Raw genomic sequence first — 21,153 nt, forward strand, 5'->3', positions numbered from 1 at the left:
GCCGGTTACCTCGGCGTCAGCCGGATGACGGTGAGCCGCGCGGTCAAGCGCGACGAGAAGGCTGCCGTTACATGTGACCCCTGACCCTCTGACCCTCTGACCCCCGACACTCATCGCGGCAAAGCCGGACCCCACGAGAGCATCGCCCTCGCCCGCCTGCGCCAGCGCCTGGAAGAGGTCGAAGGGCGCAACCAGCTGCTGGTCGCCTCGCATCGCGCCATGCTGAGCGCCGTCGGTGAGCTGGGCGGCACCCGCGCCTGGCTGCGATTCTTCGCCCACCACCCGCTGGCCCTGGAGAGCCTCGGCCAGATGGGCGCGCTGCCCGAGAACGTTCTGCCGATCCGGCACGCTGCCGCTGACGCCGCCGACGGCGATATGCGGTGATCCTGTCCGGGACAGGCGAGGCTACCGATTCATCGCCGCAACCACAGCCTCGGACTGCCTCATTGCCCCTCTTTTTTCCTATTGTCTTCGCGACGAGGCCGCCGCGATTCGGCGCCGCTGGGCAGCCAACCCACGGGCGGACCTTCCCCTACATCGCCCTTCCAACGGGCGTGCATCGGGGAACAAGTATGATATGTTCATACCCATGAACACCATGGAACGCATCACCATCACCCTCACCCCCGAGATGGCCCAGACCTTGCGCGGCGCCGTCGAGGCGGGCGAGTACGCCTCCAGCAGCGAGATCATCCGCGAGGCCCTGCGCGACTGGCGCCACAAGCGCGCACTGCAAGCACAAGAGCTCGCCGACCTGCGTGCGGCGGTCCAGGAGGGCCTCGACGACATCGAGGCCGGGCGCGTGCGCGACTTCGACGCCGAGCGCATCATTCGACGGGGAGAAGAGCGATTGCAGCGCCGCCCAAGCCCGTCCGAATGACAGGCTCCGACTGACCGAGAGCGCCGAGCAGGACCTGATCGAGATCTGGAGTTTCATCGCCGCCGACAACCGCACGGCGGCATCGAAGCTGGTCCGGGAGATCGAGGCGCGCTTCGAGACCGTCCAGGACCACCCGGAGATCGGACCACGTCGGGATCAACTGGCCGCGGGCCTACGCGTCCACTTCCATCGCGACTACGCGCTGTACTACCGCTTCACCGACACCGACGTCATCATCGTGCGCGTCGTGCACGGTGCTCGCGACGTGCGGGCGCTGCGATTCGGCGAGCCATGACCTGCGGCCTGCCGCTGACACTCGTCAGGCCGCGGCGCTGACGACCGCGAGCAGGTCCCCGACGCCAGCGGCGCAGACGGCCAAATTTTGGTGCGCACCAGTGTAGGCGCAATAGAGTGACGTCCGGTTTATGCAGAGTAGAAATGTCTGCTTGCGCCGCATCCGGCCTCCCTCGGAAGCCCGATTCTTCGCCTTCCGGGTGTCCAGCTCATGGGGTCCACATCAGGGTAGATGCGACCGGACGGGCCAAGCGCGACGCGCGAACATGAGACACCGAGTGGACGTAACCAGGAGCGATCATCGTGGGTGAGCCCCAGAGATGGGACAGCGGCAGCCTGGGCCGCGCCCAGTGCTGCTATGGCACCAGAAGGGCGGCACCGGCAAGACGACGCTTGCCGTCGGTTGTGCCGCTGCTCTTGCTGGCCTCGGGCGGCGTGTGTTGCTGCTCGATCTTGATCCCCAGGCCAGCGCTGCGGCTTGGGGGGAGCGATATGCCGACGGGCTCGGCGTGCAAGTGCGCTGCGACAGCGGCCTCGGCCTGGCCCGCCGTATCGGCGTCGATGAACCGGGTCTCGGCGCAGGTTTCGACGATGTGTTGATCGACTGTCCGCCGATGATCGGTGAGCATACGCTCGACATCATCTCCGCAGGCGACCTACTGTTGATCCCGACCCGGCCGGCTTGGCCGGACATCTGGGCGCTGGAGCGAGTTGCAGTCCTGCTTGACGATCTTCGGGCGAGGGGTGGCGCACCTCGCGCCACCGTGATTTTTAACCAAGTGCGGGACGAGGACCTCCGCCCATTTCAAGCGGGGGCTGCCGAACTGGGGTTCAATGTGAGCGCGATTGCGATTCCGGCCGACGCGGCTTGGCCGGCACTGTTCGCGGATGGGCTGCCGCCGCCGTTGATCAGAACACTGCTGATGGAGATCTCGCCGCATCTTCGCCCCTTATTCAGCGCGGACGCTTGATGGGGGTTCCGCGATCAACGGAACGAAAACTAGCGGAAGGCCATGTCTGATGTCTTGTCAGGTGCCTCGTTCGGCGCACCATTGCGACGATCGGGTTCGGCTCCGCTATCATCGGACCAATGAAGCCCTGGCGAGTGCCAGACCACGGGAGCCGCAGATGACGACCATCACGATCAACCTGCCCGACGCCCTCGCCGAACGCGTCGGCGGCGCGGCGCGCGCCGTGCACCGGCCGCTTGAGGAAGTGCTCACCGCGATGCTCGACGGCGTGGTGCCATCGCTGGACGATGTGCCCGAGGACATGCGCACCGAGCTGGTCGACATGACCTGGTGGGACGACGCTCGGCTCATGGAAGCCGCGGACGCCATGATGTCCGAGGAGGACCAGGCGCGGATGGTCGAGCTCAGCACCGACGGACCGTCCTCGCCGGCGGCGCAGCAGGAGTTGGAAGCCTTGCGGGCGGCATACGGCCAGATCACGCTGCGCAGGTTGCGGGCAACAGCGCTGCTCAGCATCCGCAGCGGCAAGCGTGTCCTGGCTGTCGCCATTGCTGATCCGCCACCCCAGCCGGTCTGGGACACCGGCCCCGTTGGAGCAGCGTTGTCATGATTCAAATCACGGTCGACATCCCCGAGGGCTCGCTCGCGTCGCTGCATAAAGACCCGGAGTCCTTCGCACGTGAGATGCGCATCGCCGCGGCCGTTCAGTGGTACGCGAAAAGGGAGCTGAGCCAGGAGCGGGCCGCGGAGCTTGCGGGCCTGTCGCGGCTGGCCTTCGTCGAAGCCTTGGGTCGCTGCGGGGTGAGCCCGTTCCAGGTCACCGCCGCCGAGTGGATCGAAGAGTCCATGGATCGCGGCCCATCGACCAGCTAATCGGCCTCGGACCCTGGGAACATGCCTCGTCGTCTGCCGCCTTGGACCCGATAAAACCCGCCATGACCCTAGCAGCCCACACGCCACCTGACGCCGCGACCATGGCTGCCTTGCGCATGTTCGCCGAGAGGATCGGGGCCAAGTACGACGTGGCGGAACTGCTGCTCTTCGGCAGTCGCGCACGCGGTGATCACGCGCGGCATAGCGACGCCGATGTTGCCGTGCTGCTCCGCGGAAGCCACCAGCGCCTGCTGCCAACCAAGCTGGCCATGGCAGACGATGCCTTCGACGTCTTGCTTGAGACCGGCGTTCGCATCCAACCGCTTCCCATCTGGGAAGACGAGTGGGCGAACCCGGACCAATACGCCAATCCCGCACTGCTGAAGAACATCGCCCGCGAGGGCCTGCGGCTGTGACCCAATCACAGCACGCGACACAGCTGATGCAAAAGGCCGCTCGGGCGTTGGCGTCAGCACGGCTGTTGCTTGATGCCGGCGATGCGGACGGCGCCTGCAACCGCGCCTACTACGCCATGTTCGATGCAGCGCGTGCCGCGCTCGCGAGCGAGGCCGAACCCGAGGCCACGCGCACCCACAACGGGCTCATCGCGGCCTTTGGTCTGCGGCTGATCAAAACCGGGCGCTTGCCGAAGGAACTGGGGCGGATGCTCAATCGAGCGGAAGAGATCCGACTGCTCGCCGACTATACGGGCGGCGCGGTGGAGCCGCAGGATGCCAGGGAGTTGCTGTCTCAGGCCGAAGCCTTCGTCCGCGCGGTGCGCGACTATCTGAAGGGGGCCGCTACTGATCCGGATGTTTGACGCGACAGGTTATGTGAAGTCCGGCCTGCCTCCACCGCCTGCTTTCCAGGCAGCGCGACTTTACATAACAAGGATTATACGCACAAGTCGACATCTGGATAATGGTGCGCAACCTGGCCGAACCTGCTGTGCTGACGCACCAGCGCGGGTACCCTAGCGTACGGTATTGCGCAATTTCCGCTCTCGCGAGGTTTCCGCTCAACGCTTGTCCATCCTCCATCTCCGCGATGCTCTCGTGCCGCCGGCGCTGCGACGCTGTACGGTTGTCGGTGCCAGTGGCGTTCCGCGCTTCTGGGCGACGATCCACGAGCTGACTCAGATGTCGGCCCTGGCCGAGAGCTCGCGTCGAACTGTGCTCGCCGGCATCGATGCCTTTTACCTGCATGTCGAAGAGATGCACGGCGCCGACGTGCTCGACCAACTCCTAGCCAGGCTCGATACCGATGCGGTCTCCTGCGCGCTCGAAGCGTTCCTGCTCCGCGAGCAGAACCTGGCCGCGATCGAGCAACGCGCCGTCAGCGGCCGTTGGCATGCCGCGAGCCGGTTCGTGCTGAGCACCCTGCGCAACGTCGCCGCTGCCCGAGGGTCGCTGCAGGAGGTCGAGGATGTCCGTCACCGGCTGCAAGACTTGGAGCGGCGCGTCCAGCAGATGACATTTGCGCCGGCCGCACGTGAGCAAACCCTTCGTGCGCTCCCGAGCGGCGTGCTTCAGGACCTCTACGCGATCTTCGACCCGGAGGGCGAGCGCAACCCGTTCAAGAGCCGGACCGAGCGATTGCGCAACTACACGCTGTTTCTTGTGCTGCTGCACTGCGGCCTTCGCGCCGGCGAGGCCCTGCTGCTGCCCGTGAACTGCGTGCGCTCCCAACACGACCCAAGCCTCATTCGGGATCGCCACTGGATGACGGTGCGCAACCTGTTCGAGGAGCAGACCGAGATCGATCCGCGGGCGCTGGCACCGTCTTTGAAGAACGCGTATGCGCTGCGCCAGATCCCGGTGACCGATCGGGTCGCGACGCTGGTAGGGGACTTTGCGTCGGCATGTCGGCGCGCGCATTGCGGCACCCACGCCTTGTTCGTGAGCAATCGCGGCCGTCCGCTCTCGAAACGGATGCTGGAGCACATCATGGCACGCGCCGATGCCGCACTTTCCCGGTCGGCCCGAGACCTGCTGGTCGATCAGCGCGGGATCGAGCATGCCAAGTTCACCGCTCACGATTTGCGCCACACCTGCGTCGTGACCCGGCTCAACGCCTTGCGCAAGCATGGCGTCGGTGAAGAAGAGGCGCTGTCGAAGTTGCGGGTGTTTTTCGGCTGGTCGCACGGCTCGCAGATGCCGCGCCACTATGCTCGGGCGTACTGGGAAGCCGAGCTCGGCCGCGTCTGGAACGACGCATTCGACGAGCACGTGGAGGCACTGCGGGAGATCGAATGTCACGAGTGTTGGGTCTACCCCGACGGGGCCTGAATTTCCTCAAAGGTGTTGGCGATGCCGGTCGAAGCGTCTGTCAGCTGCAACTCTCGCATGCCGGGCGTGTCCAGCACGAGACAGCTGAAGTGAGAGCGGCGCCAGGGTCGGCTATGATGCCGCGGTTATGTCGTTCCGATGCAAAGCAGCCCTGGGCCGGCCCCTAAAGTTCCTGTACGACATCGTGCATCCAGCCGATGTGCACTTCTTCCGCCATCTCATCGATTTCCAGCAGAAGCGCGGCGATGCGGTCCTGGTGACCAGCCGGTACAAGGACCTCACGATTCCGCTGCTGCAAGCCTTCGGTATCGAGCATCGGGCCATCACCCGCAAAGGCTGCGGCTTGGGCGGCCTGATGCTGGAGTTGGCATTGCGGGACGGGCGTTTGCTGCGCGCGGCGCGGGACTTCGCGCCCGACGTCGTCATCGCCAACAACAGCCCGAGCGCGGCGCATGTCGGCCGCTGGCTGGGTGTTCCTTCCGTGGTCTTCGACGACACCGAGATCCACCGGTTGAACCGCTTGCTGTATCTGCCTGCGGTGACCGAGGTGCATTCACCGGACTGCTATCGGGGACGGGTCGGGAGCAAGCACAGGCTCTATCCGAGTTACCACCCGCTCGCGTACCTGCATCCTGACCAGTTCGAGGCAGACCCCGGAGTATTGCGTGATCTCGATATCGTCCCCGAACGACGACGAGTGCTGGTTCGATTCGTCGAAAACAACGCCTCCCACGACTTCGGCGTCGAGGGACTGTCGGATACCGCCAAGCGGGACTTGATCGCAGGCCTGGGCAGATGGGCGGACGTCCTGATCAGCGCCGAGTCGCAACTGCCGCCGGACCTGGCGGCCATGAGCAGCCCGGTCCCGGTGGACGCGCTGCACCACCTGATCGCCTTCTCCGAGCTACTGGTTGCCGATAGCGCCACCATGTGTGCCGAGGCGGCGGTGCTCGGCGTCCCGGCCATCTATATCGACGACCGTGGGCGCGGCTACACCGACGAGTTGTCCGAGCGCTACGGCTTGTGCTTCCGCTTCTCGGCCAACGCGACTCGCGACGCACTGGAAACCGCCGTGGCGATCTTGCGTGGAGATCGACCCAAGGCCGCCTTCCGTGCAGCCCACGCGCGACTGATGGCCGAGAAGATCAATCCTCTGCCTCATCAAATCGACACCCTGGACCGTCTGGCATCGAGCCAAAGTGGCAGATCGCGAATCTGACCCGCGCACCACCGTGGTCACCGCCCGAGGCATCGACTTGCGAGGCAACGCGCCAACGCCGCATCAACCCCCGCAAGGATCTGGCCCCAATCGAAACGGGCCTCCACCGCGCTGCGCCCCGTTCGACCTAATCGTGCCCAGGCCGCACGCTGCCGTGGATCCGCAGCCGCACACAGCAGGGGACCAAACCCCTCCAGCGGCACAATCATGACCTGCTCCCCGGCAACAAGATCGAGGCCACGCGCACCGAAGGGCGTCGAAATGGTGGGCAATCCGAAGGCGAGGTATTCCAACAGCTTGATGTTGGAGCCGCCGCCCGAGCGCATTGGATTGAGTGCCAAATCCGCCGCCTCCAGCCATGGCCGGATGTCGTCCACTGGGCCGGTCACCCGAACGGTCGCCAGCGTCGCATCCAACTGCAGGGCTTGTCCAACGGCTCCGGCGATCACGAACTGCAACGGCGTGTCGGCCAGCTCTGCGGCCAGCCGCAGTATCTCTCGGGCGGCCTCGACGTTCGGCGGCCAATCGGCGCCGACGAAGAGCGCCACTGGTCCATCCTCCAATCCCAAGGCCCGTTTACGCGCTTGCCGCTCGGCCTCGGTCACCGGCTGCAACGCCGTACAATCCACGCCGTTGGGTGCAACCCACAACCGCTCGGCTGGCACGGCGTAGTGGTCTCGGGCGGCGGCCGCATCCTGGTCACAGACCACCAACGCAAGGTCGGCCTGGCGGAACGCGAAGGCTTCCAGATCCCGGAGGCGGCTGGCAGCGCGTCGCCCGATTGGCCCGGCGGCGCGTGCGGCATAGAGCGGATATTCGATATTGTGTGCATCGAGTACCCAGCGCGTCTCCTTTCGGCCGCCGGCGCCATACAGGGCGCGGAACAACCAAGGATGCTCGGCGATGACCACATCGGCCTCGTCCAGCAGGGCGCGCAGGGCCGGCTCCAGCAGGAGCCCGCGAGGGCCGAGATCCGCTGCGAGCGGCGGCAGCCTCAAGTGATTCAGCAACCAGGCGAGGGGCTTCAGGGCGACGCCGCGGGCGTGCTGCTCCTGCCATCCCGAACCCGGAGATCGGGATGGCCCCGACGCGTGTAGGAACCGCTGCGACAATGACGGAAAGGCGACGTACTGCGTCACCTCCCAGCCGAGCTCGCCAAGCCCCCGATTGATGGCGGTCGTGCGGAGCGCGCCGCCCGAGCGCGGCGGGCAAATATCGAAGGCGCTCAACGATAGGATCTTGGTGGACATGCTCGAAACGGCTCCCGGCAGCGACTCCCCATGCTCACACCCGGCATCGGTCTACGTTGTTATCGTGAACTGGAATGCGTGGGCGCACACCCTGACCTGCCTGGAGAGCCTGTCCCGCCTGCACACACTCGCGGCACGGGTGGTCGTCTGCGACAACGGCTCCACCGATGGGTCCGTAGAGCGGATCATCGCCTGGGCGCGGGGCGGACTCGACGCCCTCCCCGCCGACGGCCCGCTGCGCAGCTTGAGCCATCCGCCGGTCCCGAAGCCCATCAGCCACCGGCTACTGCGCGAAAACGAACCCTACGGACAGGACCAGCCGCCCCGTCTTACCCTGATCCAGGGTTCTGAGAACCGCGGCTTCGGCGCAGGGTGCAACCTCGGAATTCGGTATGCGATGGCGCACCCCGATTGCCGCGCGATCTGGCTGCTGAATAACGACACGGTGGTCCATGCCGACGCCCTGGACGCCCTGTTACGCCGCCTCGATGAACCGAACATGGGCCTCTGCGGCTCGACGCTGCTGCATTATGACGCGCCAACGCGCATCCAATGCCAGGGCGGTGCGCGATTCTACCGAGCTGCGTCCTTGTCCCGCCTCATCGGCAAGGACCGCCCCCTGCAACACGCCCTCCCCGCCCGACAGGTCGAGCGGATGCTGGACCACCTCTACGGCGCGTCCATGCTGGTCTCCCGAGGCTTCATCGAGCAGGCCGGCCCGCTGCCGGAAGGCTATTTCCTCTACTACGAAGAGATGGACTGGACGCTGCGCGGCGGCGAGGGCTGGCGGCTCGGCTATGCGGCGGACAGCCTGGTTTACCACCGCAAGGGGGCCAGCGCCGGCACCGGCACCCGAGCGAGCCGGAGCGCCCGCGCGAGCTACCAGCTCGGGCACAGCCGGCTGCGTTTCACCCGTCTCCACAATCCGAGCATCCTGCCCGTGGTGTACGTTTTGTTGCTGATGGAGGCGTTGCTGCAGGCGCTGCGCGGTCAGGGGTCGCAATCCCGGGCAGTGTTTCGGGCACTGACCGGAACCCAGGCCGACGCAACCTGCGGCGAAGAGGCGCCGGAGCGTCGCACGTCGGCGTGGCGCTCCCACCCGTGGTCCAAGCCGACAACAACAGACGACCACGACGCCGCAAAGCGCTGACGCGAGACTAACGCTCGACGCCCTCGCCCGCCTCTCCCTGCAACGGCCAGCGCATGCCTATCCCGACCGTCAGCATCATCGTCCCGACCTACAACCGCGCCGCGACCCTCGAGCGCGCCCTCGGCAGCATCCGCGCCCAGACCTATCGCAACCACGAGACGATCGTCATCGACGACGGTTCCACGGACGAAACCCCCGCACTGTTGCAACGGTTGGCCGGGCATCCGGCCCTTCGCTGCGTTCGCGTGCCGCATGGCGGGGCAGCCGAAGCACGCAACTACGGCATCAAACTGGCCCGTGGGCGTTGCGTTGCCTTCCTCGACAGCGACGACGCCTGGACCCCGGACAAGCTGGAGCGACAACTGGAAATGCAATCGCAGAGCGGCGCCGAGGTCATCCACTGCGACATGCTGCGTCGGCTGCCCGACGGACGCACCCGCCTGATGGCGACGCCCACCATCGAACGGGGTCGTATCCTCCGCAGGGGCGGGCTCGATTATCAAACCAAAGGGCTGGGCATCCAGTCCGTGCTGGTCGAGACGCGCCTGTTGAAGCGCGTCGGAGGCTTCGACACATCCCTCCCGGCGCTGGAGGACTTGGACCTGCTGCTGCGCCTCGCGCAGGTCGCGGACTTCGCGCCCATCCATCGACCGCTGGTGCACTATCACGCCGGCCCCGGCATCTCCACCGCTCGCCTCGCCGTCGCCCAGGCGCGGCGGCGGTTGCTGCGCAAGTATCGAGACCAGCTCGGCGCATCGAACCGGGCGCGGGCCTACCAGTACCAGAAGGCCGCCCTGGCCTACCTGCGTGCGGACCAGCCCCGTCCCGCGCGTCGCTTCGCTCGCCTGGCGTTGCAGGCCGCCCCACTATCGCCGCGCGCCGCCATCCCCACGCTGCTCCCCTTGCTGGCGCAACATCGGTTGCTGCGGATGCTGCTGCGCCTCGAGCGGCTGCTCGCCGCCGACTGAGGGGTAAGCATCGGTAGCCAGCACAGTCTGCTCAGTGCGTCTGATCGGCGGCCTCGATGACGGCCGCAAGCTCGCGCGCGACCAGATGGTTGGCGTAGCTGGTGGGGTGTCCGTCATTGGGTAGCGCATAACGAAACGGATCATGCTCGCCACCTCGGCGTCGCACGTCTACCGTGCGCATGTCTTCATCGAACAGACACTCGGCACCATGACGCTCACAGGCTTCGCGCAGAAACACGAGTCGCCAATCGTCGGCGCGATGGTGCTGAGGATGGAAAACCAGGATCACATGCTCGATCTCCTCGTCCTGGAGTCTTTCGAGCACGCCCTCGAGTATCCTGGCGTTCAGAGACTTGCTTCGGGCCTTGATCGCGTCCGCACGATTAGCCCTCGGGAACATACCAAGCAGACTGTTTCGAAGCAAATTCAATAGATACGACCTGATTTGCGGCGGATTTCGATCCACATGGTCCGCGGTGGACAGCGTGATGGGCGTTCCTTGCAGTGACAGCCGATCCCCTTCAAGCACGAAATAGGGCTTCTGGGCATCGCGAAACGACAATAGACTCCGGTCGAGATCGGTCGTCAGCAGGCTGAAGATGACGAAAGGGGCGTCTAAGCGATCAACTGTTTCATCAAACAGCAAAGCGATCTGATCAAGACCGAACCCCCCGACTCCATAGTTGAGTAGGAAGTGGTCCTGCGCAAAGCCCTGATCGCGGTTGAGGATATCCTCGAAGCATTCCTCACTTTCGACACATTGCGCGAAAGAGTCCCCATAAAGCAGCACCGGTCGCCGACCGTCGATCTGATCCCTTTCGTGGTGTTCGAGCGTCCGCGGGTCGAAGAACCCCCACCAGCCCAATAGCGGCTGAGGTTCCTGGATATTGTGCTTGTGTTCGAAGATCCAGCGCAGCTTCCAGTAATCCTCTCCGTAGAAGTCGCCATCTCGATCCGGCACCCGATGAGAGAACAGCGACGCATCACGTAGGCCGGCGAAGAGCGGGGCGTCCGAGAACAGCATCCCGCGCAAGGCGAACTCCGCCATCACGAGGGCACAGAGCAGCGACACGAGCATGAGCCCGATGTTCAGCGCATGTTTTAGCTTGGACAAGCCGTCCCCCGGTGAGTCCAGACGGAAAATGGCCAGCGCTGGACGGTGGCGAACTGCGCGAGCTGCACCGCCGCGGGCGGCCGATTCGGACGCAGGCGCTCCCGCACGGCGAGCCAACGATCGCGCAGGGCATCGATGTCGTCCATGCGCTCGCATTCACGCCGACCGCCCCGCTTTTCTCGCCCATACGGGTTGCGCACGGGCACCGCATCGATCACGGCGAATGGGGCATCCGGTCCCCAAACGTGATGCGTCAACAGGATATCAATGCCCCAGCAGGTGAGCAGGTCCATGTGCGGCTGGATTACTTCAACCAGCTGTTCTAAGGATCGACGCGACAGCACCGGGCAGGTGACCTCAACGAAGTTGGTATAGCGCAGCAGCGACCAGCGCCCGCCAAGGCCCGTGACCGGGTGGCAGACCTGGCCTCGGAACGAGAACGCTGGCTGTGATGCCGCAAGGCCATAGTCATCGGTGATCTTGAACAGCTTCTCAATGCGCGCCGGACTCAGCGCAATGTCGTCGTCCACCACCCAGACGTAACGATAGGCCAGTGCCGCGACCGCGTCGAGATGCCGCAGCAGGTTCTGGAATTTGCTGCCCTTCGACCAATAGATCCGATCCGCGCGAGCGGCGAGCGCCGCGAAGCGCCCGGCATTATCGCCGTAGTAGACCAGCGCGATGTCGAAACGGCGCGAGTGTCTCGGCCAGGCACCGGGGTTCCAACTATCGACCGCTCGGTCATAGTTATCCCCGACGGACGAGAACAGCAGGTAAGGCCGGCGGCTCATCGCGACCCAGAGCCCGTGATGGCGGCCATCCAACGTCGCACTCCATCGAGTCGCCAGCGCGGCGGTCTGACCACGGGCGCGCCGGGGTTGGGACGCCACCAGGACCCGTCGTGCCAGTGCATACCATAGGCCTGGTTTAGCCTCGCTCGGATCGCGGCACTGGGGGCCGAATTGGGAGCCGAACCGGGTGCCGTCGACCGCAGTCGATCGGCCTCACCCATGGACAACGGAAACAAGTTTGCCGCATTGAGCACCGTCACCTGCGCATCGGCCCCCAGTCGCTCCACGACGCGTGTCAGCATCATCGGTCCGGTGGTATCTAAGACGATCCGGTCCGGCACCCGCTGCCTGGAGCGGTGGTGCTGGAGGTCCTCCATCACTGCGGCGAACAGCAGATGTCCGGGCTCCGCTGCCATGAAGGCATTGCTGATGATTCGGTGTGTACAGTGAACCGCGTTGTGCACGGCCGCTTCCTCGGATAACACGCAATGGCGGCCGTCGAGCAGCGGGGTGATGTCCTTGAAGCACTCGAAGTCGAGGTCGACGTACAGGCCGCCGTAGCGGTACAGGATCAGATAGCGGATGAGATCGACGCGTTGGATGGGATAGGGATAGTCCAGATAGAGGCCGAGCAGACTGGGGAATTCCTGTTCCACGAGGCGCAGGTTGTCTGCATCCGTCCACAGGCGCCACGCCCACTCCGGATGCGCGCGCCGCCAGGTGTCTGCGAGCGTCGCGTATTGGGGCGGCAGTCGATCGTCCTTCCAGGTCTGGTGGATGACACGAGGGATCATCATGCCTGCCAGTCCGTACCGATGCGGCTGAGCATCGCATCCAGCGCGGCCGATCCATCGGCAACCGAGCGCTCCCCGTCCAATATAGCGCGGATCTCGGCGGCATCGGCCGCATTCAGGGCCCTCGGGCTGCGGCTCAGGATGTGGCGCTGCCAGTGGTCGTAATCCCACACATTGGCACTGTGGTAGACATAGATGTAGAGCGCCGGGCGCACCAGCTCCGCCAGGGTCCGCCGCTGGATCAGCGCCTGCACGAAGGGCGTATCCTCTGCGCGCTCCACGCTCGCGTAGCGAAGCTTTCCGTTGAGCACACGCTTATCGCAGAGGATGCTCCCCTCCCAGTGCCAGCGCGGTGAGATGTAGGCGCGGCCGGTGCTGCCATCGAACACCAGCCAGTGCAGCAGCACACAGGCGTCGGTGCGATGCCCGAGCAGCGCCGCCCACTGCGCCGAAAGGCGATCGGCGTGGTACCAATCATCGTCGTCCCACTGGCAGAACCAGCGCCCTCGGGCGGCCGCGATGGCGAGATTGCGCAGCTCGCCCAGCGTCTTCTTCGGCGCAGACGGCACCTCCATAGTCCGGATCATCGGGTCAGTCACTGTGCGCAAGTAGGCGCGCGTGGCGGCATCGTCGTCCTCGTAGACGATCAGCAGTTCACGCTTCGGCCAGCGCTGGGCCTGGAAACAACGGATGCTGCGCGCCAGCAGCCTGGGGCGCTTGCGGGTGACACAGAGGCAGGAGATCAGCGGCGCGGCGGGCAGGCGCCGCGGCAGCAGGCGGCGCATGGTCGCCTCCAGGCCGGGCCTGAGTCGCGGCAGGCCGGCGGCGTCCCTCAGCGTCACCGCCGTGCGCCAGAGCAGCCTCAGCGGGGCCGTGACCCGCCAGGACAGGCTCGCGCGCAGCCTGGCGAGCTCGGTGTCGCGCTCGGTGACGCCGCGCTGCGCGCGGTGCAGCGTCTCCTCCAGCCCGGCGATTTGGTCGCGGCATTCGGCAAGCGCCGCATCGGCGGCGCGCAGCTCCGCGTCGCGCTCGGCGATCACCCGCTGCAGGGCATCCGCATCGCCCTCCGGGCGCGACAGCCCCAGGCTGCGCTCGCTCCAGCGCCGCAGCTCCTGCACGACCTCCAGCAGCTCAGGCCCGATCTTGCCGTCGGCGTCCGGCTTCAGAGCGATGATCGCATAGTCCTCCGGGCCGTGGAGGGCCCGGACCAGGTCGCACTCCAGGTCGGTGCCCGCCTCGGCGAGGCGCCGCGCGTGCAGCTGGCTCGGATTCAGCCGCACGACCTCGGCCGCGGCAAAGCCCGCCTGCTCGAGTATGAAGACGGCGAGGCGCGGCGGCAGCGGACGGTGGTGGGTGGGGTCGGTGTAGAAGTCGCAGCCGGCGACGCGCAGGTTCTCCGGGTTCGGCGTCTCGAGGATCAGCACGCCATTGCCCGACAGCACCCGGAATGCCTCCCGCACCAGGGCCTGCGCCGAGCCGAGGTCGAGATGCTCGATGACATGAAAGGCGGTGATGCCGGCCCGGCTGCCGGCATCCTGGCTCCGCAGGTGCGCGAGGCCGTCGCCCTGTGCGACATCGAGGCCGAGCCCGCGGGCTAGGCCTGCCATGTCCGCATCCGCATCGCAGCCGCCCGCGACTAGGCCCGCGTCCCGCATCAGCTCCAGCCACTCGCCGCGCCCGCAGCCGATGTCGAGCAGCGGCCTGCCGGCGGCCAGGTGCGATGCGGCCTGCACCAACGGCAGATAGACACCCAGCCGTGTGCGTACCGACGCGCGCGAGCCCCGGAACCGGTGTTCGAAGCCGGGGTAGCCGTCGCCCGCGGCAAAGTCGAAACCGCCCGATCCGCTCATCGCTCGATCTCCAGTCTGGGCTCCAGCCAGCTGGAACCGACGAAGGCCGCGTGCCGGGGATTGACGACCTTGAACAACAGGGCGCGATCACGCCAGTCGAAGCTTCGCTCCAGGTGGGTCTCGGTGGCGTGCAGCGCGACCGCGATGGAATAGCTGCCGGCGCCGATGCGCAGGTCCATCGCCGCGCGCAGCGTGACGGACTCGCCGGCGCGCAGCCCGCCCACCGTCTGCGACTGCTGCGCCGTGTTGGTACCGTAGATCGGCTGGCCGAAGCGGTCCTTGATCAGGAACCCGACCACCAGGCTCGGCACGTCCTCGCTGGCCCGTGCCCTGACCTGCAGCACCACGCCCGCGCCGACCTCGGCAACGGCAATTGGACTACCGCCCCAATCGGTCAGGGACACGTCATCGATGCGCACCTCCCCGGAGCCGGAGACCGTCATGGTACCGCCCCCAGGGGCCTCGACTTGGCGAATCTGCTGCTCGTCGTCACCGGCCAGCAGTGCGTTGTAGACGTCGAACACCGTCTCCGGGTCCGCGTCCTTGATCAGACGTCCCCGCTCCAGCAGCACAGCCCGGTCGCAGACGCTCATGATCGACTGCCCGGCGTGGGACACCAGCAGCAGCGTCGTACCCTGCCGGCGGAATGCGCGGATGCGGTCAAAGCTCTTGTGCTGGAAGGCGTCGTCGCCCACCGACAGGGCCTCGTCCACAATCAGGATGTTCGGCCGACGCGCCGTGGCCAGGCTGAAGCCGAGCCGTGCCTGCATGCCCGTGGAGTAGGTGCGCAGCGGCGCGTCTATCGCCGTGCCCAGTTCCGCGAACGCGGCAATGGCAGGGATCAGCCGGTCGATCTCGCGGGTGTCCATCCCGGCGAGACGCCCAGCGAGGCGGACGTTCTCGCGCCCGGTGAGGTCTTGATGAAAGCCAAGGCCAAGCTCCAGTACCGCGTTGACCTGGCCGCTCACCGACAGGCTGCCGGTGGTGGGCTGAAGCGTCCGCGCGACCAGCTTGAGCAGCGTGCTCTTGCCCGCGCCGTTGCGCCCGACGATGCCGAGCGCTTGACCGCGCGGGACGGCGAGATCGAGGTCGTTCAGCACCCAGCGCAGCGCATGGCGCGGGCCGCGCCACGGCAAGACCCACTCCGACAGCCGGGCGCGCGCGCTCGGATAGGCGCGATAGGCCTTGCCGAGCCCCCGCGCCTCGATCGCGCTAGCGCCCGTCACCTTGGGCCACCGTCGGGCACTCCGCGCGCTGCCGCGCCAACTGCGCGCATCCACCGCCGGCGACCCAGCGCGCCGGCGACGCTCGCCCGCAGCCGCCTCCACTGGGCGTCGCGAAACCGCCCGACGTCGACGAAATCTTTCCGCGCGACCCGCTCGCGGTAGATCCCGCAATCAGAACAGATTGTGGGAGCTTCGCCCACGTCCTTTCCGGCCAGCATCTGCTTCGCACGCCGAAACTCAGTCGCACGAATCGCCTTGCCGAGCCCGACCTCGAAGACATTATGCTGAAACGGCTGGGTGTTGACGCAGCAGCCGAGCAAGCGCCCGTCCCAGTTGATCTGCACCCGCTCCCAGAGCCCCGTGCAATACCAGCCGGCACCCGCGGTACCACGGCCAGCTTGCTCGCGCTCCGCCATCGAGGCGTAGCCCATCTCGCGTGCGACGAAGTCCGGGTCCTTCAGCGGCGCATAACCGGGCTCCACGTTCGGCAGCAGCTCGAACGCCATATTCAACCCTTCCGCCATACGTCGGGCCGCGGGAATCTCATGCTCGTTGTGGCCGAAGACGATGAAGCGCCACTTCAGCCGAGGCTCCTGTGACCCGAAGGCCGCCTTGCACGCGTTGATCTTCCTGACGTTCTCAATGACCCGGGAGAATGAGCCGCGCTTTCGATAGATGGCGTAGGTCTCCTCCGAGGCGCCGTCGATCGAGACATTGATGGATTTGAAGCCGAACCGGACGAGCGCCTCGATCGTGTCGTCCCGAATGTGGTTCAGGTTGACGCCGTTTTCCGCCCGGAGCGCGATCTGCTTGCTGTGCGCGTATTCGATGATCCTCGTCAGATCCGGGTTCAGAAAGATCTCACCGTTGTTCGATAGCTCGATCCGGCGGAAATTCTCGTAACGCTCGACGAAGGCGCGAAAATCCTCGAACCGAAGATAGCCTCCGCCGACACGGGCCTTGAGATCCCATTCCTGGCAGACCGGACAGCGCAACTGACAATGGGAGGCGGCATCGATGCGCACCTCATCGCCGAAGCGGATGTAGTTCAAGGTTCGCGAAAACCGTCGATGTAAGTCCATCAAGCGCATGATTCACTCTGGATGAGCAACGAAGTAGTATTCGCTGCCGAGACGATAATGCTCGCAGAATTGGACCTCGCTCAGCGGCGGGCCGCCCAGCAGAAAGTCCGACAGCAAGGAGACACGCAGCGACAGGGTTTGCGTGATGAAGTCGACGCTCGGCGATCCGGCACGCTGCAACACCGCGTCGAGCCGGTCGGTCTGCACCCTGAGCGGCACGATTCGCTCGTTGGGCCGGTCATACAGGCGCTGCCGCAGACCGCTGTAGCCGGGATTCGACACCACGTGGCTGAAGCTCGATTGCCCGCGCCCGTCCGTCAGCGCCAAGTCGTAGATTCGGGTGTTTGCGTCCGCGAACTGCCGCACCAACCCCGCATGGAGCTGTGGTATGGGCTCGAACGCGAAGAAGTGCCCACGGGGCGCATGTCGTTTCATGACGCGCAGGATCGTGCCGCAATGGCATCCCACGTCGACGCACACCGAATCCCTGGCCACGACACGTTTGATGATCTCGTGCGTCAGCGCGTTGTAGTAGTCGTCCTTGGCAATACGCCCCTCGCGCAGGTCTCGCTCAAGCCTCCGCACACGCGCATCGCGAGGGCGGAACAGTGCTCGGCTGAAACCTCGCAATCCTGACAAAGAGGCACGCATCAGCTTCACCTCGGACCGCTCCCCATAGCGTGCAGACGAGCGGCCAAATCGGGCGCGTACAGGCGCGCCTCATCCGGCCCATCGGCATCGCCGTAGAAGCAAAGACCAAAGCCCTGGACCACGGCGTGGATGCTGGACACCTGCGCCGGACTGAGCACCTGCCTCCAGCCGTTGAGACCGCGTATTCCCGCGCTGCTGACGGTCGATGACGGCTGGTCCATGGTGGCCATTGCTTTCTCCATGTCGAACCGGACCCCCCAATGCTCCCCGATCCGCGTCAAGGCGGCCCGTGGCTGGAGCAGCAGCCCTTCATAGGTCAATAGGAGCCAGGGCGCAGGCTGCGGCGTCAGAAACGCGGGCAGATACTCCAGACACCAGGACGCGGCCAGATGGGCCGCTTGGGTGCCGGTATTCGCGAGCACCGCCCGGAAACCGGGGTATGGCGCCAGATACGCGGGGCAGTCGGGCCGTAGGGTACCGCGCCAGCCGTAGCCGAGTTGGGAGGCGACCACGGCACACGGATGCCGGATCAAGAGAATGGGCGCAGGCAAGCGAAAGCGCTCACAGAGCCAAGGAAGCAACTGGTTTGCACGGACGAACTTTACGATAAGGCGTTGGGCCCGAACAGCACTCGACAATGACAGCTCGCGGGCGGTCCAAGGATTGATGATCCGGCCCTCGAAGACACGGCGGAGGAATATCTCCCCGTCGGACCAACGGGTCCCGGGCCCGCGATAGGTGCTCCAATCGAATCCGGCGGCCGCCGCCTCGGGCACGTCGCGCAGGTTCAGCGGTTCGAACAGCACGGACGCCGAGCCCATGGACGTCAGCATGCGCGCTAACAGGGTGCTGCCCGAGCGGGGTGCGGAGGTCACGACGAACGCCCGCGTCGGATCGAACCGACCGCCCAGCAGCCGGCGAAGGAGCCGGATTCTGACGTCAGTGGCCCGGTTCCACAGCCGCAGCCGCATCAGACGGCTCCAGCCGGGCGAACGGCGCCGGTTGAGCAAACGACACGGCAAACGCGCCGCGGCGATGCGAATCCGGGACGAGGCGAGCTACAGCTCATCGATCATCTCCCCCGCGCGCGCCCGGTATAGGCTCAAGCCCATCAAGACCGCCATGGCGGCCGCAACGGTGGGCAGCCAGAGGGTCGACCACTCCGGCCATTGGTGAAGCAACAGGATGCGCTGGTAGCCACCCACCAATGGGGCCATCGGATTCAAACTCTGCACCCAGAAGCGGACCCAGTCCGGCAGAATCGTCACCGGATAGACGATGGGCGTCAGCCAGAACCAGAGCCGCAGCGCGATGGCCGTGATGTGCCCGAGGTCGCGGAAGAAGACGTTCAACACGGCAACCAGCAGCCCCAGCCCCGTCGCCAGCGCGAACTGCAGCGCGAGCAACGGCAGGAGCGCCGCGAGCACCAGGCCCGGCAGGCTGCCGGTGATGGCCATCAGCAGCAGCAACACCGCGAAGATGAGTCCGAAGTCCAGTAGCGCCGTCAGCACGACGATGGCAAGCAGCGTGGAGGTCGGAAAGGCCACCTTCTTGATCAGATTCGCGTAACCGATGAAGAGCCCGACCGAGCGGGTGAGCACGTCCTGGAGCAGGCCCCAGGTCAGGAGCCCGGCGCAGACATAGATGGCGTAGGCGAAGGGGCTGTCGAGCGCCGGCAGCCGCGCGCCCATCAACTGCGAGAACACCAATGTGTAGATCAGGATCGTCGCCAGCGGATTCAGCAGCGTCCAGGACACGCCCAGCGCCGAGCCGTGGTACTTTGCCCGAAACTGCCGGGTGACCTCAGCGGCGACGAAGTCCCGGTAGCGCCACAGCCCGGCCAGGGCGGTGCCCTCCCTCACGGCCGGGTCCAAAGTGCACGCATGGCTGCACCAATGGCCACGCCCCTGGCCGCGAACGCGCGCGAGCGCGTCGCCGATCGACTGCCGGACAGGGCGCTCCCCGGCGGGCCAGAAACTGTATGACGTGACATGGAGAAGCTCGATCAAGACGCGCGCATCTCGGTGGTCATGCTGACGCACAACGACCACCAGCGCACACGCCGGTGTCTGGCGTCGATGCTCGCGGTGCTGCCGGATCCGATGTTCGAGGAATTGATCCTCCTCGATAACGCCAGCACCGACGAGACCCGCGCGCTCGTCCTGTCACTGGCCGGCGTCGACAAGGTCCGGGTGATCGGCAGCGAACGCAACCTTGGGGTCGCGCGCGGCCGTGAGCGCCTGTTCGCCCTGGCGCGGGGCGCTATCGTGGCATCCCTGGACAGCGACGTGGAGATTGCGGGGACTCGCTTCTTCCGCGAGGCGCGCGCGCTGCTGGTGCGCCATCCGCGCATTGGCATCTGCGGCGCGTCCGGCTACCGGGTCCACTTCAGCGGCGACCAGCTCCACTTAAAGCCCTACACCCGCAACGGCAGCGTCGACTGCGTCTCGGGCTTCTGCCAGGTGTTTCCGCGGCAACTGCTGCAACGGGTCCACATCGATACCGCCTTCTCACCGTTCTGGTGCGAGGATACCGATTTTTGCTTCCAGGCCAAGGCCCGGGGGTTCCGCATCCATCGACTCGCGTCCGAGCCCGGCCTGCGCCACCGCTACCGCTCCATCGACACGCGCGTCGGCGACCCGCGCAAGGCCCGCCATGAGGCACTGCTGGTGCGGAAATGGGCGGGCCGGGTGAGGCTCATCGGTGATGGGCCGGGGCCGCGGCTGCGACGCTGGCTGCGCCAGTCGCACCAGCGCGGCGCGCGGCTTGCGCTGCGGGTCGTTGGTCGAGTGGCACGGCGGCTGTCATGATTCCCCCGGCTTGGGTGGCACCCTCGACTACGAGGCGCAGCATTGACTGCGACGGCCCATCGAGCGGCGTCGATAGGCATCCCGCAGTGCGTGTCAGCATGTGTTGGGACGGTTGGCGCGGCGTACGGCAGGCCGCTGCGCCGCCGAGCGTTCAGTCCGCCGGGGCCGACCGGCGGCGGCGCAATGTCGTATTTTCGCGCTGCGCGCGGGTGGGGGGGGCGATGCCGGATGGAATTTGGCTGGGGGACTAGGATTCGAACCTAGGTTAACGGAGTCAGAGTCCGCTGTCCTGCCGCTAGACGATCCCCCAGGAGTCACTGTTGCGTTGCGGGCCAGGTGTCGGCGCTGCGAGGCCCCGAGATGGCCGAGTGATGACGACAGGCCATTGCGGCGGGGCGGCGACGTCGCTGACGCGTGGGATTGCGCAGCGTTCCCACATCGGCGCTCGCACGTCGCCAGTCGATACTATCGCTTGGAGTATTGTGGCCGCTTGCGCGCTTTGTGCAAACCGACCTTCTTGCGCTCCACCTCGCGGGCATCGCGGGTGAGGAAGCCGGCGCGGCGCATGGGCATGCGCAGATTCTCATCGTAGTCCACCAGCGCCCGGGCAATGCCGTGGCGGATGGCACCGGCCTGACCAGACGCACCGCCGCCGCTGACGGTGGCGCGTACGTCGACGCGGTCGCCTAGCTCGGCGGCCTCGAGCGCCTGCCTGACCACCATGCGGGCGGTCTCACGCCCGAAGAAGTGATCCAGGTCACGGTTGTTGACGGTGATGCGACCGCTTCCGACGCTCAAGAAGACCCGCGCGGAGGCGTTCTTGCGGCGCCCGGTGGCGTAGTGATGCTCCGGCATGATTTCGGTGTCCGTTGTTTGATGCGATCTGCTGGGTGTGGCAGGTCAGGAGACCTGTGCTGCTGGGCCGTCGCGCCCAATCCCATG

General features: G+C 66.2%; 24 protein-coding genes and 1 tRNA gene. 13 read left to right on the forward strand and 12 right to left on the reverse strand.

Going from position 1 to position 21,153, the window contains the following annotated elements; translation table 11 throughout:
- The first annotated feature begins 219 nt into the window (after window positions 1-219).
- From QZ588_RS13610 to QZ588_RS13655, 10 genes are all read left to right on the forward strand, one after another.
- Window positions 220-384: a hypothetical protein gene (locus QZ588_RS13610; protein WP_295543487.1), complete on the forward strand. Its 165-nt coding sequence runs from the start codon at window positions 220-222 to the stop codon at window positions 382-384.
- Between the two features lie 205 nt (window positions 385-589).
- A complete protein-coding gene (locus QZ588_RS13615; protein ID WP_295543488.1) occupies window positions 590-880 on the forward strand; it encodes a type II toxin-antitoxin system ParD family antitoxin in 291 nt (96 codons plus the stop codon).
- Window positions 881-890: 10 nt separating this feature from the next.
- Window positions 891-1,175 carry a type II toxin-antitoxin system RelE/ParE family toxin gene (locus QZ588_RS13620; RefSeq protein WP_295543516.1) on the forward strand — a complete coding sequence of 95 codons (285 nt, stop codon included), beginning with the start codon at window positions 891-893 and terminating at the stop codon, window positions 1,173-1,175.
- 349 nt (window positions 1,176-1,524) lie between these two features.
- A complete protein-coding gene (locus QZ588_RS13625; protein ID WP_295543489.1) occupies window positions 1,525-2,145 on the forward strand; it encodes a ParA family protein in 621 nt (206 codons plus the stop codon).
- A gap of 157 nt (window positions 2,146-2,302) precedes the next feature.
- A complete protein-coding gene (locus QZ588_RS13630) occupies window positions 2,303-2,755 on the forward strand; it encodes a hypothetical protein (protein WP_295543490.1) in 453 nt (150 codons plus the stop codon).
- Entirely contained in the window at window positions 2,752-3,018 is a 267-nt protein-coding gene (locus QZ588_RS13635; protein ID WP_295543491.1) for a UPF0175 family protein, read from the forward strand. Before QZ588_RS13630 ends, QZ588_RS13635 begins: the two co-directional genes overlap by 4 nt.
- Window positions 3,019-3,080: 62 nt before the next feature.
- Window positions 3,081-3,434: a nucleotidyltransferase domain-containing protein gene (locus QZ588_RS13640; protein ID WP_295543492.1), complete on the forward strand. Its 354-nt coding sequence runs from the start codon at window positions 3,081-3,083 to the stop codon at window positions 3,432-3,434.
- A gap of 26 nt (window positions 3,435-3,460) precedes the next feature.
- Window positions 3,461-3,838 (forward strand): HEPN domain-containing protein, encoded by a 378-nt coding sequence (locus QZ588_RS13645; RefSeq protein WP_295543493.1) that lies wholly within the window; start codon window positions 3,461-3,463, stop codon window positions 3,836-3,838.
- Window positions 3,839-4,043: 205 nt separating this feature from the next.
- The gene (locus QZ588_RS13650; RefSeq protein WP_295543494.1) at window positions 4,044-5,306 is read left to right on the forward strand and encodes a tyrosine-type recombinase/integrase; all 1,263 of its coding nucleotides are present in this window, start codon (window positions 4,044-4,046) and stop codon (window positions 5,304-5,306) included.
- A gap of 127 nt (window positions 5,307-5,433) precedes the next feature.
- A complete protein-coding gene (locus tag QZ588_RS13655) occupies window positions 5,434-6,525 on the forward strand; it encodes a DUF354 domain-containing protein (RefSeq protein WP_295543495.1) in 1,092 nt (363 codons plus the stop codon).
- A gap of 17 nt (window positions 6,526-6,542) precedes the next feature.
- On the opposite strand, the gene QZ588_RS13660 is transcribed toward QZ588_RS13655, so the two are convergent.
- A complete protein-coding gene (locus QZ588_RS13660) occupies window positions 6,543-7,775 on the reverse strand; it encodes a glycosyltransferase family 4 protein (RefSeq protein WP_295543496.1) in 1,233 nt (410 codons plus the stop codon).
- On the opposite strand from QZ588_RS13660, the gene QZ588_RS13665 reads away from it, so the two are divergent.
- Both QZ588_RS13665 and QZ588_RS13670 read left to right on the forward strand, forming a co-directional pair.
- Entirely contained in the window at window positions 7,774-8,925 is a 1,152-nt protein-coding gene (locus QZ588_RS13665; RefSeq protein WP_295543517.1) for a glycosyltransferase family 2 protein, read from the forward strand. The genes QZ588_RS13660 and QZ588_RS13665 overlap by 2 nt on opposite strands.
- Window positions 8,926-8,978: 53 nt before the next feature.
- Window positions 8,979-9,893: a glycosyltransferase family A protein gene (locus QZ588_RS13670; RefSeq protein WP_295543497.1), complete on the forward strand. Its 915-nt coding sequence runs from the start codon at window positions 8,979-8,981 to the stop codon at window positions 9,891-9,893.
- A gap of 31 nt (window positions 9,894-9,924) precedes the next feature.
- Here the strand turns inward: QZ588_RS13670 and QZ588_RS13675 are convergent, their stop codons facing one another.
- The 9 genes from QZ588_RS13675 to QZ588_RS13715 form a co-directional block, all read right to left on the reverse strand.
- Window positions 9,925-11,007: a hypothetical protein gene (locus QZ588_RS13675; RefSeq protein ID WP_295543498.1), complete on the reverse strand. Its 1,083-nt coding sequence runs from the start codon at window positions 11,005-11,007 to the stop codon at window positions 9,925-9,927.
- Window positions 10,995-11,798: a hypothetical protein gene (locus QZ588_RS13680; protein WP_295543499.1), complete on the reverse strand. Its 804-nt coding sequence runs from the start codon at window positions 11,796-11,798 to the stop codon at window positions 10,995-10,997. The genes QZ588_RS13675 and QZ588_RS13680 overlap by 13 nt, the downstream gene beginning before the upstream one ends.
- Window positions 11,795-12,595, reverse strand: coding sequence for a glycosyltransferase (locus QZ588_RS13685; RefSeq protein ID WP_295543500.1), 801 nt, complete (start codon window positions 12,593-12,595; stop codon window positions 11,795-11,797). The genes QZ588_RS13680 and QZ588_RS13685 overlap by 4 nt, the downstream gene beginning before the upstream one ends.
- The gene (locus QZ588_RS13690) at window positions 12,592-14,442 is read right to left on the reverse strand and encodes a methyltransferase domain-containing protein (protein ID WP_295543501.1); all 1,851 of its coding nucleotides are present in this window, start codon (window positions 14,440-14,442) and stop codon (window positions 12,592-12,594) included. The genes QZ588_RS13685 and QZ588_RS13690 overlap by 4 nt, the downstream gene beginning before the upstream one ends.
- On the reverse strand, window positions 14,439-15,668 hold the full coding sequence (locus QZ588_RS13695) for an ABC transporter ATP-binding protein (protein WP_295543502.1): 1,230 nt from the start codon (window positions 15,666-15,668) through the stop codon (window positions 14,439-14,441). The genes QZ588_RS13690 and QZ588_RS13695 overlap by 4 nt, the downstream gene beginning before the upstream one ends.
- Entirely contained in the window at window positions 15,665-16,720 is a 1,056-nt protein-coding gene (locus QZ588_RS13700; RefSeq protein ID WP_295543503.1) for a radical SAM protein, read from the reverse strand. Before QZ588_RS13700 ends, QZ588_RS13695 begins: the two co-directional genes overlap by 4 nt.
- 42 nt (window positions 16,721-16,762) lie before the next feature.
- Window positions 16,763-17,401, reverse strand: coding sequence for an FkbM family methyltransferase (locus QZ588_RS13705; protein WP_295543518.1), 639 nt, complete (start codon window positions 17,399-17,401; stop codon window positions 16,763-16,765).
- A 5-nt stretch (window positions 17,402-17,406) separates the two neighbouring features.
- Window positions 17,407-18,372 carry a sulfotransferase gene (locus QZ588_RS13710; RefSeq protein WP_295543504.1) on the reverse strand — a complete coding sequence of 322 codons (966 nt, stop codon included), beginning with the start codon at window positions 18,370-18,372 and terminating at the stop codon, window positions 17,407-17,409.
- 87 nt (window positions 18,373-18,459) lie between these two features.
- Window positions 18,460-19,263, reverse strand: a complete 804-nt coding sequence (locus QZ588_RS13715) for an ABC transporter permease (RefSeq protein WP_295543505.1) — start codon at window positions 19,261-19,263, stop codon at window positions 18,460-18,462.
- Window positions 19,264-19,392: 129 nt separating this feature from the next.
- Here QZ588_RS13715 and QZ588_RS13720 point away from each other — a divergent pair, with 129 nt between their 5' ends.
- Entirely contained in the window at window positions 19,393-20,211 is an 819-nt protein-coding gene (locus QZ588_RS13720; protein ID WP_295543506.1) for a glycosyltransferase, read from the forward strand.
- A gap of 236 nt (window positions 20,212-20,447) precedes the next feature.
- On the opposite strand, the gene QZ588_RS13725 is transcribed toward QZ588_RS13720, so the two are convergent.
- Both QZ588_RS13725 and rpsI read right to left on the reverse strand, forming a co-directional pair.
- Window positions 20,448-20,521, reverse strand: a tRNA-Gln gene (locus tag QZ588_RS13725).
- 155 nt (window positions 20,522-20,676) lie between these two features.
- Entirely contained in the window at window positions 20,677-21,066 is a 390-nt protein-coding gene (gene rpsI, locus QZ588_RS13730; protein ID WP_295543507.1) for a 30S ribosomal protein S9, read from the reverse strand.
- Between the last annotated feature and the right edge of the window lie 87 nt (window positions 21,067-21,153).

This window comes from uncultured Thiohalocapsa sp. (genome assembly GCF_913062725.1).
In the GTDB taxonomy this organism is placed as follows: domain Bacteria; phylum Pseudomonadota; class Gammaproteobacteria; order Chromatiales; family Chromatiaceae; genus Thiohalocapsa.

Bases quoted from the DNA above. Each gene is read 5' to 3' on its own strand.
- QZ588_RS13610 (WP_295543487.1), top strand. From the start codon at position 220: ATGCTGAGCGCCGTCGGTGAGCTGGGCGGCACCCGCGCCTGGCTGCGA.
- QZ588_RS13615 (WP_295543488.1), top strand. From the start codon at position 590: ATGAACACCATGGAACGCATCACCATCACCCTCACCCCCGAGATGGCC.
- QZ588_RS13630 (WP_295543490.1), top strand. From the start codon at position 2,303: ATGACGACCATCACGATCAACCTGCCCGACGCCCTCGCCGAACGCGTC.
- QZ588_RS13635 (WP_295543491.1), top strand. From the start codon at position 2,752: ATGATTCAAATCACGGTCGACATCCCCGAGGGCTCGCTCGCGTCGCTG.
- QZ588_RS13640 (WP_295543492.1), top strand. From the start codon at position 3,081: ATGACCCTAGCAGCCCACACGCCACCTGACGCCGCGACCATGGCTGCC.
- QZ588_RS13645 (WP_295543493.1), top strand. From the start codon at position 3,461: ATGCAAAAGGCCGCTCGGGCGTTGGCGTCAGCACGGCTGTTGCTTGAT.
- QZ588_RS13655 (WP_295543495.1), top strand. From the start codon at position 5,434: ATGTCGTTCCGATGCAAAGCAGCCCTGGGCCGGCCCCTAAAGTTCCTG.
- QZ588_RS13665 (WP_295543517.1), top strand. From the start codon at position 7,774: ATGCTCGAAACGGCTCCCGGCAGCGACTCCCCATGCTCACACCCGGCA.
- QZ588_RS13660 (WP_295543496.1), bottom strand. From the start codon at position 7,775: ATGTCCACCAAGATCCTATCGTTGAGCGCCTTCGATATTTGCCCGCCG.
- QZ588_RS13670 (WP_295543497.1), top strand. From the start codon at position 8,979: ATGCCTATCCCGACCGTCAGCATCATCGTCCCGACCTACAACCGCGCC.
- QZ588_RS13680 (WP_295543499.1), bottom strand. From the start codon at position 11,798: ATGAGCCGCCGGCCTTACCTGCTGTTCTCGTCCGTCGGGGATAACTAT.
- QZ588_RS13685 (WP_295543500.1), bottom strand. From the start codon at position 12,595: ATGATGATCCCTCGTGTCATCCACCAGACCTGGAAGGACGATCGACTG.
- QZ588_RS13690 (WP_295543501.1), bottom strand. From the start codon at position 14,442: ATGAGCGGATCGGGCGGTTTCGACTTTGCCGCGGGCGACGGCTACCCC.
- QZ588_RS13705 (WP_295543518.1), bottom strand. From the start codon at position 17,401: ATGCGTGCCTCTTTGTCAGGATTGCGAGGTTTCAGCCGAGCACTGTTC.
- QZ588_RS13710 (WP_295543504.1), bottom strand. From the start codon at position 18,372: ATGCGGCTGCGGCTGTGGAACCGGGCCACTGACGTCAGAATCCGGCTC.
- QZ588_RS13720 (WP_295543506.1), top strand. From the start codon at position 19,393: ATGGAGAAGCTCGATCAAGACGCGCGCATCTCGGTGGTCATGCTGACG.
- rpsI (WP_295543507.1), bottom strand. From the start codon at position 21,066: ATGCCGGAGCATCACTACGCCACCGGGCGCCGCAAGAACGCCTCCGCG.